At 72.9% G+C, this 14,811-nt stretch carries 10 protein-coding genes and 1 pseudogene; 4 read left to right on the top strand and 7 right to left on the bottom strand.

Annotated elements, in window-relative coordinates:
* Window positions 1-102 precede the first annotated feature (102 nt).
* Window positions 103-3,498, bottom strand: a complete 3,396-nt coding sequence (locus ACZ4XX_RS19725) for a discoidin domain-containing protein (protein WP_468509136.1) — start codon at window positions 3,496-3,498, stop codon at window positions 103-105.
* A gap of 330 nt (window positions 3,499-3,828) precedes the next feature.
* Between ACZ4XX_RS19725 and ACZ4XX_RS19730 the strand changes: the two genes are divergently transcribed.
* A complete protein-coding gene (locus ACZ4XX_RS19730; RefSeq protein WP_468509221.1) occupies window positions 3,829-4,716 on the top strand; it encodes an endo alpha-1,4 polygalactosaminidase in 888 nt (295 codons plus the stop codon).
* Between the two features lie 52 nt (window positions 4,717-4,768).
* On the opposite strand, the gene ACZ4XX_RS19735 is transcribed toward ACZ4XX_RS19730, so the two are convergent.
* From ACZ4XX_RS19735 to ACZ4XX_RS19745, 3 genes are read right to left on the bottom strand one after another with little or no spacing between them, the layout of a single operon-like run.
* The gene (locus ACZ4XX_RS19735; RefSeq protein WP_468509137.1) at window positions 4,769-5,647 is read right to left on the bottom strand and encodes a hypothetical protein; all 879 of its coding nucleotides are present in this window, start codon (window positions 5,645-5,647) and stop codon (window positions 4,769-4,771) included.
* Window positions 5,644-7,506, bottom strand: coding sequence for a GMC family oxidoreductase (locus ACZ4XX_RS19740; protein WP_468509138.1), 1,863 nt, complete (start codon window positions 7,504-7,506; stop codon window positions 5,644-5,646). Before ACZ4XX_RS19740 ends, ACZ4XX_RS19735 begins: the two co-directional genes overlap by 4 nt.
* Entirely contained in the window at window positions 7,503-7,925 is a 423-nt protein-coding gene (locus ACZ4XX_RS19745) for a hypothetical protein (RefSeq protein WP_468509139.1), read from the bottom strand. The genes ACZ4XX_RS19740 and ACZ4XX_RS19745 overlap by 4 nt, the downstream gene beginning before the upstream one ends.
* Before the next feature lie 309 nt (window positions 7,926-8,234).
* Here ACZ4XX_RS19745 and ACZ4XX_RS19750 point away from each other — a divergent pair, with 309 nt between their 5' ends.
* Together ACZ4XX_RS19750 and ACZ4XX_RS19755 are read left to right on the top strand one after the other, a co-directional pair.
* The gene (locus ACZ4XX_RS19750; RefSeq protein WP_468509140.1) at window positions 8,235-9,629 is read left to right on the top strand and encodes a glycoside hydrolase family 1 protein; all 1,395 of its coding nucleotides are present in this window, start codon (window positions 8,235-8,237) and stop codon (window positions 9,627-9,629) included.
* Window positions 9,626-10,891, top strand: coding sequence for an MFS transporter (locus tag ACZ4XX_RS19755; RefSeq protein WP_468509141.1), 1,266 nt, complete (start codon window positions 9,626-9,628; stop codon window positions 10,889-10,891). The genes ACZ4XX_RS19750 and ACZ4XX_RS19755 overlap by 4 nt, the downstream gene beginning before the upstream one ends.
* A 13-nt stretch (window positions 10,892-10,904) precedes the next feature.
* Here ACZ4XX_RS19755 and ACZ4XX_RS19760 read toward each other — a convergent pair.
* From ACZ4XX_RS19760 to ACZ4XX_RS19770, 3 genes and pseudogenes are all read right to left on the bottom strand, one after another.
* Window positions 10,905-11,545, bottom strand: a pseudogene (locus ACZ4XX_RS19760) (alkyl sulfatase dimerization domain-containing protein); the annotation flags it as partial.
* A 53-nt stretch (window positions 11,546-11,598) separates the two neighbouring features.
* Window positions 11,599-12,147, bottom strand: coding sequence for a GNAT family N-acetyltransferase (locus ACZ4XX_RS19765; RefSeq protein ID WP_468509142.1), 549 nt, complete (start codon window positions 12,145-12,147; stop codon window positions 11,599-11,601).
* Between the two features lie 23 nt (window positions 12,148-12,170).
* Window positions 12,171-13,571 (bottom strand): M1 family metallopeptidase, encoded by a 1,401-nt coding sequence (locus ACZ4XX_RS19770; protein ID WP_468509143.1) that lies wholly within the window; start codon window positions 13,569-13,571, stop codon window positions 12,171-12,173.
* A gap of 239 nt (window positions 13,572-13,810) precedes the next feature.
* Between ACZ4XX_RS19770 and ACZ4XX_RS19775 the strand changes: the two genes are divergently transcribed.
* Window positions 13,811-14,626, top strand: a complete 816-nt coding sequence (locus tag ACZ4XX_RS19775) for a S1 family peptidase (RefSeq protein WP_468509144.1) — start codon at window positions 13,811-13,813, stop codon at window positions 14,624-14,626.
* Window positions 14,627-14,811 lie beyond the last annotated feature (185 nt).

Genomic DNA, 14,811 nt, shown 5'->3' on the forward strand with positions numbered 1-14,811 from the left:
CTCCCCCCCCCCCCCCCCTCCCCCCCCCCCCCCCGCCCCTCCCCCCCCCCCCCCCCCCCCCCCCCCCCCCCCCCCCCCCCCCCCCCCCCTCTCCGCCGACCGTCAGGGTGTGACGGGGACGTTCGTCAGGCCGCTGCCGGCGTTCGTCACCGTGTTGGAGGCGTGTACGACGTTCGGGTCGGCGGCGCACTTCGACGTCGAGGTGATCCTGATGGCGTACGCCCCCACGCCACCGAGGTCGGAACGGTTGCCGCGCCACACGTTGCCGCAGCCGTTCGGGAACGACGGCGTCGTCGACGGGTTGTGGGTCTCGTAGCCGTTCGCGAACGTGCCGGGTGAGGAGAACGTCCCGGTGTTGTCCTCGATCAGATAGCCGACGCCTTTGGCGTCCACCCACGAGTCGGCCGAGTTGGAGCCGCTGATCCCCGTCCCGTCGAAGGTGTTCCCGCGGATCACGCCGCCGGACGTGCCCTCCTTGATGTCGATGTGCTCGGCGGCGACCGACGGGCCGATCCGGTTGTTCAGCACCTGGACGCGGTCCGAGCGGTCCACGCCGCCCTGGTTGCCGTGGCAGGCCCAGTTGGAGCCGGCCGAGCCGATGTAGACCGCCTCGCCGTACCCGGCCTGGACCAGACCCGTGTGGGTGATCGTCGAGTTCTTGATGACGCCGTCGGCCGAGGAGCGCCGGAAGTGCACCGCCTCCTCGTCGACGTGGTGCACGGAGAGACCGTCGAGCGTCACATGGGGGGAGTCGTCCAGGACGACGCCCTTCTTCGACTCCTTCACCGTGAAGCCGGTCAGCCGCCAGTACGGCGCGCCGTACAGCCAGAGGCCGTAGCCGGAGTCCCAGCCGGCGGTCGGAGCGGGGCAGGACGGGGCCGTGCCCGATGGGCCGTCGTTGACGAGGACGGCGTTCGACGGACCGGTGAGAGTGATCGGCGCGGCGGCCGTGCCCGCCCGCCGCGTCACGAACGAGCCCCGGTACTCGCCGGCGGCCAGCCTGATGGTCTGCCCCGGCTGCGCGTTCGCCAGCGCGCTCTGCAACTGCCCTGCCGTGGACACGTCGACGACCGTCCCGCCACCGCCGGACGACCCGGTGGCGGGGGAGCCGTACACCTCGAACTCCAGGAGCGAGTAGCCGTACGCCGTGCCGCGTGCGGTCCCGAGCATGCGCACGTGGCGCCCGGTGCCGGTCACCGTGAGGTCGTCCACGGCGCCGTCGCCGGTGCCGGTGGAGTGGACGTCGGTCCAGTTCGTGCCGTCGTCCGAGGTCTGGATCCGGTACGCCTTCCCGTACGCGGCCTCCCAGCCGAGCTTCACCCGGGAGAGGTCGTGCGGGGCACCGAGGTCGATGCGGATCCACTGCGGGTCCACGCCCTCCGTGCTGGCCCATCGGGTTCCGGTGTCGCCGTCCACCGCGAGGGAGGCCTCGAAGCCGGCCGACTCCACCGAGGAGGCCGTCGCCGGCCTGCCCCGCGAGATCAGGGTCGGCGTGGGCGTGCCCCCGCCGGGGTCCGAACCGGTCGACCTGAGGAAGAGGGAACCGGAGGTGTCCGTCCTCGTGGCGTTCACACCGGCGTGCGGGGTCCTGCTGTAGTCCAGGGTCTCCTTGCCCGCCCAGTCCAGGATGGTCGAGCCGCTCTCCGCCAGGTGCTGGTAGGCCGTCGGGTCGGCGGCCGCGCTGCCCAGCTGGTAGAGACGCCGGCGGTCGGCGTAGTACGGCTGGTACGCGCCGCCGGCCGAGGTCTGCTTGCTGAGGTCGTTGCCGTAGAAGACGTTCTGCGGCCCGGTGGCGCCGGACCACTTCACGGCCTTGGGGCCCGCGCCCCACCAGATCGGCCACCAGGTCGAGTCGTCGGGCCCGCCGCCGCCCTCCTCACCGCAGTTCGCGCGGCAGTTCTTCGAGGAGTGCTCGAAGGGGACCGCGGCCTTGTTGTTCTCGAAGAGGTTGCGCCGCTCCCAGCCGCCGTGCAGGTTCAGGTCGCTGTCGAAGTCGTTGCCGACGACGACGTTGTCCGAGGCGGACCACTGGAAGGTGAAGTGGCGCAGGTTGCGGCTGGTGTTGTAGGCGTAGAGCGAGTCCCAGACGCGGGAGCCGCGGAAGTAGCCGTTGCCGCCCTTGCCCTTGTTCCAGGAGCCGTCGAAGGAGGACTCCTGCACCTGGACGTTCTTGGCGCTCTCGGTGACGACGGCGTGGGAGCCGGTCATCCGGGTGCCGACGCGCCGGATCCAGACGTTGGCGGCCCATTTCAGGACGATGCCGTGCTGGGCGTACTCCGGGGCGATGTTGCCGAAGTCGGTCTTCGCGTCGGCCGGGTCGACGTCGTAGGTGCCGCCGCCGAGCCGGGGCATCCCGTCCAGCTCCTGGGTGATGCTCAGGTCCTCGATCCCGACGCCCTGGACGACCTTCAGAGATGTGACACGGCTCGGGTAGACGGTCCCGCCGATCGCGGCCGAGCCGTCGGAGGTCGAGTCGAGCGGCAGGTCGTACTCGAGGGGCTTGTCGAGGGTGAGGTTCTTGCCCGTGCTGTCCACCGCGGCGATCCGGAAGATCTGCTGCCGCATGTGCAGGTTCACGTACTTGGACGAGTCGGTGACCGTCTGCTGCTGGTAGAACTTCGCCGTGTTGGCCGCGCCGACCCAGAGATGGCCGCCGACCTTGAAGCGCGACATGTCCGTGGTGGTGGCGAGCCTGATCTGCGTGGTGCCGATCGCCGAGCCCTCGCGCAGCGGGACTCCGCTCGCCCAGTGCTGGTTGACGCTGCCCTCGAAGATGTCCTTGCGGTCGGCCGGGGCGGAGGCGTGGTCGCTCGCGTACTTCGGTGAGACCTCGCGGGTCTGCACCCGGAGGAGGCCGCGGCCCGGCCAGGTCCAGCCGCCCTTCCCGGCCCCGTGGGTCATCGCGTCCTCGTCCCAGTCGCTGCCGTCCGGGGTGAGGGTGTCGTAACGGGTGTCGGCATCCGGCCGGAACGCGAGCGTGGTCTGCCCCATGCCCGCACCGCGGAGCACCATGTAGTCGGCGTCCAGGGCGAGTTGCCGGGTCACGACGATCCGCCCGGCCGGCAGGGTGATCGAGGAGATCCTGGTGTAGCCGGCCGAGGGGGTGCAGCCGGTCCTGAGGGCGTCGACGGCCTGCTGGAGGCCGGTCGTGGCGTCGCTGCCGTCGGCGCGCACGCCGTACCGGGAGGCGAGATCCGCCGCCGTGATGTGGCAGGCGGCGTCGGGGTGGGCCTCTGCGGCGCCGGGGAGTGCGGCGCCGCCCCGGTATCCCGCCCTGCTCCAGTCGGGCAGGCCCGCGACGGGGGCCCGCCGGTTGGCGCTGGTCAGATCGGGTAGGGCGGCGGCCCGGTCGTCGTCGGGGACGGCGACGGCGGTGCCACCGGCCAGCCCGGTGATGCCGGTCAGCGCGGTGGCGAGGGCCGCGGCGACCGCCAGGGGGCGGCGCCGTCGGAGGATGCGGTCTCTCTGTGCGGGGCGTGCCTGATGTGCGTATGACATCCGACGTCCTCTGGGTGAGTGCTGCGCGAAGGCAGCGGTGGGGGGCTCGCGTCGATGTGCGGTCGATGGTTAGGAAGTGTTCCTAACCATTGCGCGGGAGAGTAGGGACGGCTGAAGGGGCGACGCAAGGCTTTGCGCAGAATCCGCGGACATGGCTCGGGTTCACATACGTGCCCAGCGGGGATGTATGAGGCCCCCTGACGCGATGTCGAGCCGTTCGCGCCGCGTCCGGCAGGCCGCCACGGCTCGGTCGGACAGCGGCCGTACCGTAGGCCCGTGGGCGGCCGTGCGTCGCTCCGAGGAATCGACGACCAGGAGCCCCGCACCGTGATCGCCCGCGAACCCCGACCCCTCCGCAGCGTGCGCCGGCGCCGCCACCGCCTGTCGGCCCTCACCCTGGCCGGCCTCCTCGCCGTCGGGGTGGCCGGATGCACCTCGTCCGGCGACGGGGGAGACGGCGACTCCGCCCCCTCCTCCCCGCCGCCGTCCTCCCCCCGCACGGTCGTCCCGCCCGAACCCCGCGTCGGATTCGACTACCAGATCGGCGGCCCCTACGCCCCGCCGCCCGGAGTGGGCGCCGTCTCCCGCGACCGTACGGCGAAGCCGGCGAAGGGGCTGTACAACATCTGCTACGTCAACGCCTTCCAGGCCCAGCCGGACGCCACCGACTGGTGGGAGGAGCACCACCCCGACCTCCTCCTGCGGGGCGCCGGGGGAGAACCGGTCATCGACCAGGACTGGGACGAGGCGCTCTTCGACGTCTCCACACCGGCCAAACGGGAGCGGCTCGCCGTGATCGTCGGCGAGTGGATCGACGGCTGCGCCGACGCCGGCTACCAGGCCGTCGAGGCGGACAACCTCGACTCGTACGAACGGTCCCAGGGCCACCTCACACCCGAGCACGACCTCGCCTTCGCCCGGCTGCTCGTCGCCCGCGCACACGCCGCCGGACTCGCGATGGGGCAGAAGAACGCCCCCGATCTCGCGCAGCGGGGCCGGAAGCTCGGATTCGACTTCGCGGTCGCCGAGGAGTGCGGCCAGTACGACGAATGCGGTCCCTACGCGACCGCCTTCGACAACCGGGTGCTCGTCATCGAGTACGAACGGAAGGGCCTCGCCCGGGCCTGCGCGCGCTGGGGCGGGACGCTCTCCGTCGTCCTGCGCGACACCGACGTCCGCCCCGCGGGCGAACCGGGGTACGTCCGCGAGACCTGCTGACGGGGGGCGGCCCGCGGCGTGGACGACGTTCCCCCGCGGGCCCCCTGCTCGGTCAGCGGCGAGGTGCGGTCGGCACGTAGTACGGACGGTTGTGGGCGGCCACCGGGGGCGACTGGTACGACCAGGCACCCGTGGCCGGTGCCTCGCCGACGAGGGCGAGGACGTCGCGGCCGAGGTCGCTCTCCGGCGCGTGCACCGCCAGCCGCGCACGCCCCGCGTGCGCGGCCAGGTCGAACCAGCGGTACGGCTGGTAGACGTTCATCGGGCCGGCCAGCAGCCGTCCCTCGAGGTCGGTGCCGTAACCGGTGACCGGGGCGGAGTTGGCGACGGCCGGGGAGAGGCCGTCGAGTTCCGCCGTGAGGTCGACCAGGGCACCCAGGTCCTCCTCCAGGGTGTCGTCCCCGCCGACGGCGGCCGCCCTGCACCGTACGTTCCAGGTCTCGCCCGCGGGCCCGTTGAGCGACGGCAGATCCACCACGAACCGGCCCGGGTACTTCGGTTCGGCGTAGAGCTCGCGGCCCGCCCTGATCGCGAACGGGTTGTCGCAGACGACGTGGACGCGTGCGATCCCGAGCAGCTTCGTCTGGTCCCAGCCCTGCGCGTACTGGGCGTAGCTCAGCCGCGGCAGCCGTCCCTCCGCGCCGGTCGGGAACGCGACGACGCTGAACTCGATCTCCTGCGTGACCCCGCCGCCGAAGGCGTACTGCGCGAAGTACAGCTGGTAGTCGACGGAGACCAGCGCGCGCCCGTCCTCGAACGTGGCCGCGGTCAGATCCGGGTGGTGCTTCGCGAGCAGCTCACGGACCGGCTCGGGCCCGACCAGCCAGTCGAGGCCGATCTGATGCAACGCCCCGTAGTGGAAAGGCAGTCGGAAGGGCTCGTTCACGGGCGGCAGGGGCAGTGGAGGCGACGGGTTCACAGGTGCGGTCATTCCGGGACTCCTCGGGTCGGTGAGGTCTCGCTGACGAGGGGGGAGGCCGAAGGTGCGGCGAGGGACACCGGACGGTCGCGGGACGCCAGGTCCGCCTCGACGCGCTCCGCGCTGCGCAGGGCGAGCGCGGCCATCGTCAGCGTCGGGTTGGAGGTGGCCACCGAGGGCATGCTGCCGCAGCCGACCGCGTACAGGCCGGGGTGGTCCCAGCAGCGCTGCCAGGCGTCGACCACCGACGTGCCGGGGGAGTCCCCCATGATGTGGGTGCCGGCGGCGTGGCCCGCCCCGCGATAGCCGTACGTACGGCCGCTGTGCTCGAAGCGGCCGGGCCAGGCCGCCGCCGGTGTGTAGTCGGTGTGGTCCTCGGCGCCGAGAAGCCCGAAGATCTGGTCCGAGACCGCCCGGGCCGCCGCCATCCCCTGCCTCACGTGCTCGTCGAGGTCGTAGGTGACGAGAGGGCGGGGCAGTCCCAGCGGATCGCGCTCGGACGGGTGGAGCGTGACCCGGTTGGCGGCGTCGGCACCCTGCTCCATCTCGAACTGCAGGGTGAACTGGCGGCGGATCCGGTCACCGAGAGCCTTCCTCAAGTCGGCCCCGAGGAGACCGCGTTCGGTGAGGAAGTGCCGTACGTCGGTGTCGACGGGGCCCTTCGCCCAGACCCAGCCCCAGGTCCCGAACTCGACGCGGAACGGCGCCCGGGGCCGGCGCGCCGGGCCCGCCCGGAAGCCCTCGAAACCGGAGACCGAGCCGGGACCCCGGTACGGTCCGGCGTCCTCGGGCAGCAGGCCCCAGGTCAGCAGGACGGGGTGGTCCATCAGATTGCGGCCGACCTGGCCGCTGCGGTCGGCGAGCCCGGAGAGAAGCAGCAGCCGGGCGTTCTCCACCGCGTGCGCGGCGAGCACCACGACATCGGCGTGCGCGACGGAGACGCCCCCGTCGTACGAGCGGTACTCCACGCCCGTGGCCCGCCCGTTCGCGTCGACGAGGACGCGGCTCACCACGGACCGGTCCCGGAGGGTGACGCCGTCGCTCCAGCGGCCCTGGGTCTTGAGCGGGGTGTACTTCGCGTACGAGGGGCAGTGCGGGATACAGCTCGCGTTGCCCACGCAGCGGTTCTCCGGCTCCGGCCGCCCGCGGCGGCCGCGCGGGACGTACCCGCGACCGGCGTCGTAGCGGGGATCCGGGACGCCGTTGCGTGCGTGCGGGGTGCCGACCACCCGCAGTTCGACCTCGTCCCGGGTCACCGGATCCCGCACGCGCCGCCCGTCGAGGCGGGCCGCGAGGACGCCGTCCAGGCGAGCGGCAGGCAGCGGCCGCATGGGAAACACATAGCCGTCGGGGAGCGGCAGCCCGACGTGAGCGCGCTGCTCGTCGGCATCGCCGGCCACCCCCAACTCCGCCTCGGCCGCCCGGTAGTGAGGCTCGAGCTCCGCGTAGCCGAGCGGCCACCGCCGCCCGTATCCGAACGCCTCGGTGTCGAAGTCCTCCGGGAGCATGCGCGGCGCGAGCCCGGTCCAGACGTTGCCTGTGCCGCCGTTGGCACGGACGTATCCGCTGGCGTACGGCAGCGGGCCGTCCTGCCGGAGATGCCCGGCCGTCCGGTATCCGGGCACGCCCTCCGTGCCGACGATGTCCGTCACCTCGGGCGAGGGCGCTTCCGGGTGGGGTCCGAGGGGCGAACCGGGAACCAGGCCCGAGGCCGCGAGGTAGGTGGCCAGTGGATCGTCGGCCGCTCCGTCTCCGGGATCCGCCGCGCCCGCCTCCAGGACCAGGACCCGACGCCCGTACCGTCCGAGCCGGTGGGCGACGAGAGAGCCCGCGACACCGGCGCCGACCACGATCACGTCGTACCGGCTCACGGCCCGCTCCCCTCGGCCGCGTCGCCCCGGCCGCGGCCTTCGGAACGGCCGGGCGCCTCGGCCCAACTCCCGTACCCACCGGGCCCGGTGGCCGGCGCCCTGAGGCCGGCCGCCTTCCACACCAGGCCCTCGGCATAGGCGCGCGGGGACACCAGGAACGGCGGCGGCCCCGGCCAACTGCCCGTGTACCAGAGGTGGGCGACCGCCTCCGCCGACTTCCGCAGCTCTTGATCCCCGGAGTCTTCCGGGTCCTCCGGCAGTTCGCACAGCAGCCGCCCGTACCGCCGCGCGCCGAGCTGCTCCGCGGCGATCGCACGGTACACCTCGGCCATCCCGGTGGCCTCCAGGTCCGCTCCGTCGAAACCGGTCAGCCGTACCGAGAGGGCCGTGAAGCGCTGTGACTCGTCTGTAGGGTGCACGCGGGCATGGGTGCCCCACCACCTCCCGGGCCATGCGCCGCGCCTCGGGAAGGGCTTGATCACGCCCCTGGGCGTACGCGACCACTCCGCGTCGCCGCTGCCGGCGCCGGGCTCGCCGGTACCGCGCCGGCGCCGGGCTCGCGGTACCGCGCCGACACCGAGGGCGGGCCCTTCCCCCGCACGGGAAGGGCCCGTTCGCGTCGCGCACCGGTAAAACCTGAGAATTGTTCACTTTCCATTGACAGGGCGGACCGGGGGACCCGAAAGTGCCGTGAGCAACCCGCACGCCGCCGATCGAAGCGAGTCCTCATGACAGCGCCCGTACCCGAGTTCCCGGCCGGTTTCCTCTGGGGGGTCTCCGCCTCCGCCTTCCAGATCGAAGGCTCGCTCACGGCCGACGGCCGCGGCCCCTCCAGCTGGGACGCCTTCACCGGCGAAGCGGGACGCGTCAAGGACGGCTCACGCGCGGACGTCGCCACCGACCACTACCGGCGCTACCGCGAGGACGTCGCGCTGATGGCCGAACTCGGCGTCGGCGCCTACCGGTTCTCCGTCTCCTGGTCCCGCGTCCTGCCCGAAGGACACGGCCGTGTGAACGACAAGGGCCTGGACTTCTACGACCGGCTCGTCGACGAGCTGTGCGCCGCGGGCATCGCCCCGGTTCCGACGCTCTTCCACTGGGACACCCCGCTGGCCCTCGAGAAGGACGGCGGCTGGCTCGACCGGGACACCGCGGAGCGGTTCGCCGCGTACGCCTCGGTGGTCGCCGAGCGGCTCGCCGACCGCGTCCCCATGTGGATCACCATCAACGAACCCGCCGAGGTCACCCTCCTCGGGTACGGCCTCGGCGAGCACGCCCCCGGCAGGCGCATGGTCTTCGACGCCCTGCCCGTGGCCCACCACCAACTCCTCGCCCACGGTCTGGGCGTCCAGGCCCTGCGCGCCGCGGGCGCCCGGCAGATCGGCATCGCCGCCTCCCACAGCCCCGTCTGGCCCGCCGGCGACAGCGACGACGACCGGGCGGCCGCCGAGCTGTACGACACCCTCACGAACCGCCTCTTCGCCGACCCCCTCCTGACCGGCGCCTACCCCGCGGGCCTGGACTCGCTCCTCCCCGGCCCGGTCGCGGAGGACCTCAGGACGATCTCGGAACCCCTCGACTGGTACGGGATCAACTACTACAACCCGATGCTCGTCGGCGCCCCGCAGCCCGCCGTCGCGTCACCCGCCGCGGCGGCCTCCGCCGGCTCGTCCTTCGGCGGCATCGAGATCCCGCCGGACCTCCCCTTCGCCATCCGGCAGATCGAGGGCCGCGAACTCACCGACTTCGGCTGGCCGGTGGTCCCGGACGGACTGCGCGAACTCCTCGCCGTCATGCGCGAGCGCTACGGGGACCGGCTGCCGCCCGTGTACATCACCGAGAACGGCTGCTCGTACGGTGACGGGCCGGACCCCGGGACGGGGCGCGTCGACGACGCCCGCCGGATCGCGTACCACGACGGCCACGTCCGCGCGCTGCACGAGGCGATGACCGAGGGCGCCGACGTCCACGGCTACTTCATCTGGTCGATCCTCGACAACTTCGAGTGGGCGGAGGGATACCGGCAGCGCTTCGGGCTCGTCCACGTCGACTACGAGACGCTGGCGCGGACGCCCAAGGAGTCGTTCGCCTGGTACCGCGACCTGATCAAGAGCGGCAGATGACCGCCGAGGGGACGGCGGCGGAGGGAACCGCCGCCGAGCCGGCCCCCGAGACCGCTACCCCGCCGGGCGGGCGCTGGGTGGGTGCGCTCTCCCTCGCCAACCTCGGGGTCTGGGTCGGCTGGTTCGGCCCGCTCCAACTGCTCCTGGCACGCCAGGCCGAGCAGCTCACCCCCGACCACAAGGCGTCCACCCTCGCCCTGGTGACGGGAGTCGGAGCGGCGGTGTCGATGGTCGCCAACCCCGTCTTCGGCGCGCTCTCCGACCGGACGACGGCGTCCGTGGGGCGGCGCATCCCCTGGGTGGCCGGCGGAGTGGCGGGCGGCGCGGCCGGACTGCTCGTCCTCGCCGCGGCGCAGAGCGTCGCGACCGTGATCGCCGGCTGGTGCCTGGTCCAGCTGGCACTCAACGCGGCCTTCGCCGCGCTCACCGCGGCCGTACCCGACCAGGTGCCGCCGCGGCAGCGCGGTCTGGTCGGCGGCTGGCTCGGCGTCTCCCAGGTCGTCGGCATCCTGGTGGGCACGGCGCTGGCCACGTTCGCGGGCGGGGTGGTCGGCGGCTATCTGGCCTGCGCGGTCTTCACAGTGCTCGCGGCCGTTCCGTACGTCGTGATGCGGCGCGACACCCCGCTCTCCCCGGCCGCCCGACCGGCCTTCCGGTGGCGGACGTTCCTCGGCGGCTTCTGGATCGACCCGCGCCGCCATCCCGACTTCGGGTGGGCCTGGCTCACCCGCTTCCTGATGAACCTCTCGTACTCCATCAGCACGATGTACCTGCTGTACTACCTGACCGACGCCGTGCGCTACGACGGCGACGCGGACACCGGCGTACTGATCCTCACGGCGCTCAACGCGCTCACCCTGCTCTCCACCGTGGTGATCAGCGGCATCCGGTCGGACCGCAGCGGCCGGCGGAAGTCCTATGTGATCCGGTCCGGCCTCGTCATCTCCGCGGCCACCCTGCTGCTCGCCGTCTGGCAGACCTGGACGGGAGCCGTCGTCGCCTCGCTCGTGCTCGGCCTCGGATTCGGCGTGTACACGGCCGTGGACTTCGCTCTGCTCACGGACGTGCTGCCGACGGCGGAGGACCGCGGCAAGGACCTGGGCGTCATCAACATCGCCAACGCCCTGCCGCAGGTCCTCGCCCCCGTCATCGCGGCCCCGGTCGTCACCCACTTCGGCGGCTACACGGCCCTGTACGCCCTCGCGGGCGCCCTGGCCCTCGCGGGATCGGTGCTGGTACGCCGTATCCGCTCGGTCCGCTAGGTCCGCCGGGTCCTCAGGGTGTCACGATCGGGAACTCCGGATCGGGGGCCTCCAGGACCGCGAGCAGGCGGGGGAGGAGCGTGCGGTCGCCCGTCATGGCGATGCCGTCGGTGCCCTTTCCCGCGAGCAGCGAGTCGAGCTGGGGCCCGGTCATCGTCATGGTCAGGCCCGCGTCGGCGGCGGGCCTGCCGTCCTGGGTCCAGGTCAGCAGGCCGTTGGCGAGGCGGAGGTGCCAGTGGTCGGCGCCGATGCGCCAGTCCATGACGATCCGCAACGACCAGGCCTTCGGGCCGTCGACGCGGACGGCGAGGCTGTCGACGATCTGGCCGACGGCCAGGGCCAGGTACAGGTGTAGAGCGCGGCGAGTCGGCGCTTGGCCCGGCTGTCCCGGGGGTCGTTGAAGACGGCGTGGTCGAGCAGGGTGACGGCCAAGCGCAGTTCGCCCCGCTCGGCGTAGTACCGGGCGCGGGCGCGGGTGGCGGCCTGACCGCCGAGGGACTCCACCCAGAGGCGGGCCTCCTCGACGGGCGGGTGCTCCCAGAGGTGGGCCGGATCGCCGTCGAACCAGCCCATGTACCGCTGGTACTCGGCCTTGACGTTGTGACTGAGCGAGCCGTAGTAGCCGCGGTCGGCCCAGACGCCTTCGAGCTGCGGCCTCGGGCCTCGGGCTTCAGACCCTGGCCTCATCGGGCCTCGGGCCTCGGGCCTCAGACCTCGGGGAGGGACGGGTCGGGCGTCCACGGGGTCGGTGCGGTGACGGCCCAGCGTTCGTGGTCCCGCCAGCCCCCGTCGATGTAGAGGTAGTCGGGGGAGAGGCCCTCGTGGCGGAAGCCCAGCCGCCGGACCACGGCCAGGGAGGCCTTGTTCCCCGGCTGGATGTTGGCTTCCAGGCGGTGGAGCCGCAGCTCGGTGAACGCGTACTCCAGGACGGCGGTGAGCCCCTCGGTCATGTAGCCGCGCCCCGCGGACGGGGCGAAGGCCGCATAGCCGAGGGACGCGCCCTGGTAGCGGCCCCGGATGATCGAGTTGATGTTGACCATGCCGGCGGCCGCGCCGGTCTCCCGGACACGGATCAGCAGGCCCTGGTTGGTGCCGTCGTCGAAACGGCGCATCCAGGTGCGGAACTCCTCCGCGGTGGTGGGAAGTTGCATCCAGGGCCCGTGCAGCTCGGAGCTGGCGCGCACGAGCGAGCAGAACTCCTCCTGGTCGGCGAGGGTGAGCGGGTGCAGTGCGACCCGTGACGGAGTGGTGATCATGGGCCCACGGTATCCCCCGGCGGTCAGCGGATCCTGTGCTCCGTCCAGAAGGGACCGAGGTCCTGCGGCGTCGCCGCCTGGGCAGCCCGCTCGAAGTCCGCGGTGGTGGCGACACCCAGCCAGTGGTCCCGTACGTAGCCGCGCAGCATGCCCGCCATCGCCGGGCCGCCCAGGACGCGCTCCAGGTCGTGCAGGGCGCAGGAGCCGCGCCGGTAGACGACGCGGACGTACTCCGAGCGCCGGCCGTCCGCGTAGTAGGCCATGGACCGGGTGAGGGCGGCCGTGTCGCTGGGCCACATGCCCTGGTCGTCCCAGCAGCTGGTGGTGTCCAGCCGGTAGTAGAGCTCGTTCGCGTACTGGGCGAAGGACTCGTCCAGCCAGGGCGAGGCGAACTGGTCGTTGCCGACGATGCCGTAGAACCACTGGTGGGCGATCTCGTGGACGACGGCGGAGCCCTCCGGTTCGGTCCACAGCAGGACGAGGCCCGGGAACTCCATGCTGCCGAAGTCGTCGAGGCCGTCGCTCATGACGAGGTCCAGTTCGCCGTACGGATAGCGCCCGAAGCGCTTGCCGAACTCGTCCACGGAGCCGACGGCGTCCCGGAGGTCGGTGGCGACCCCCTCGGGGGACGTGGTGGCGGTCCAGTACGCGTTCAGCCGGATCCCACCGGGCGTGGTCACGGTCTTCGTCGCGAAGGGACCCGCCGCCCACGCGAAGTCCCGTACCCCGCGCGCGACGCTGGTGCTGATCGTGCGGCCGGCTGCGCCCGCGCGGCGGGTGGTGGTGCCCGTCGCGGGGACGACGAGCGCGCTCGGGTGGTCGAGGGCGACACGGAAGTCGCCGGCGAGGGTGTGGAAGCTCTCGCCGAAGCCGACGTCCGGGTCGAGGTGCCGGCCCTGTGCGTCGCGCACGGACAGCAGCGGCAGCGCGTTGCCGAGGTAGCGGTACGCGCCGTCCCTGCCGAAGCGGTGGACGCGGTCCGGGACGGTGATCGCGACGTCGAAGGAGACGCTCGCGCGTGCTCCCCGGGGAAGGGGCGTCGGCAGATCGATCCGCAGCGCGGTGCACCCGACGGTCAGCGGCCGCGGTGTGCCGCCGACGACCCTGCTCACCCGGACCGGCGGGGGGCCGCCCGGGGTCCCGCAGCCGTCCGTGCCGTTGCCCCACAGGCGTACGTCGACCGAACGCAGGGGAGTACGGGCGGCGTTGCGGAAGGACACCGTCTGGCGGCCGGTCCAGTGCGAGCCGTCGCCGTCGGCGCGCAGTGCCACGTCGTACGAGGGCCGGTCCGGTGTCGCCGCACGCACCGGGGCCGTCGACTCCACGGGGTCCGCCGCGGCCCGGGCCACGGCCGACTGCGGGACGAGCAGCAGGACGGCCGCGAGGGCGAGCGCCGGCGCCCGCCACATCCTGATCGAGGTCATGACAAGCACGCTAGAACGTGAGTGCGCCCGGACGAGGGCGTTCCGGAGCGATGCCGTCGCGCACCCCCGGAGCCGCCGCCCCTTCCGCTCGTGACGTCCCGGGCACCCTGGGGAGGGCCACCGGCCTTCTCCTGGGGGCATCCCCACCGCATGCGTGCCCGCTGACCGGATGGTCCGGCGGATCCCGCACCGGCCAGGGTGGATCGGGCACACCAGACGCATGAGGAGAGGAACCACCTGTGTTCAGTTCGAAGTCGATCCGGCGCCGTGCGGCGCGCGCCACCGCCGCCGGTGCTCTCGCCGTCGCGGCCTGCGCCACCCTGCCGGCCGGGAGCGCCGGAGCGATCGTCAACGGCACCGACTCCACCGAGCGGTACCCGTTCATGGCGACGATCCCGGAGTCGGCCCCGAAGCACGGGCTCCACGACGGCAACTGCGGGGCGTCGCTGATCGATCCCGAGTGGGTGCTGACGGCGGCCCACTGCGTGACGGGTGACGGCCTGGTCCTCGACGGCATCGTCCGGATCGGCAGCGAGGCGCGGAAGTCGGGGGGAACCGTACGGGCCATCGAGCGGACCGTCGTCCATCCCGGTTTCGTGAGCGGCGAGGGGAAGGGGCCCAACAAGCACGACATCGCCCTGGTCCGTCTCGACCGACCGGTCTCCGGGCAGCCCGTCAGGATCGCGGAGCGGGCCGGACGGCCCGGGACTCCCACCCGGATCCTGGGCTTCGGCACCACCGTCGACACCGAGCTGAGGTTCGCGGAGCGGCTGCAGGAGCTGAGGACGCGCACGGGGGCCGCCGGCGAGTGCGCCCCCGGCTACGCGGACCGGACCCGGCTCTGCACGATCAGCAGGGTGCCCGAGGCCATGGCGTGCTTCGGGGACTCCGGCGGGCCGCAGCTTCAGAAGGGCGGGCACGGGCGGTGGGAGCTCGTCGGCGCCGCGTCGGGCCCCGGCGCCCCGGGGGTCGCCTGCTCGGCCGGGCCGGGTCTCTACACCCACGTGCCCGTGTACGCGGACTGGATCCGGCGGACTCTCAGGACCGCCTCCTGACCCCGGTCACGGATTCCCCGGGACACGACGCAACCCCGGGCCCCGTCGGACGTCCGTCGCAGTGAAGCCACGGTGGGGGGGGGGGGGGGGGGGGGGGGGGGGGGGGGGCGAACGGCGGGGCGTGCCAGGGGCCGGGGGAGAGGGGAGACCGAAAAAGACGGACGAGCCAATGGTATGCGCTGGTT

The organism is Streptomyces sp. NPDC029956, from assembly GCF_055574655.1.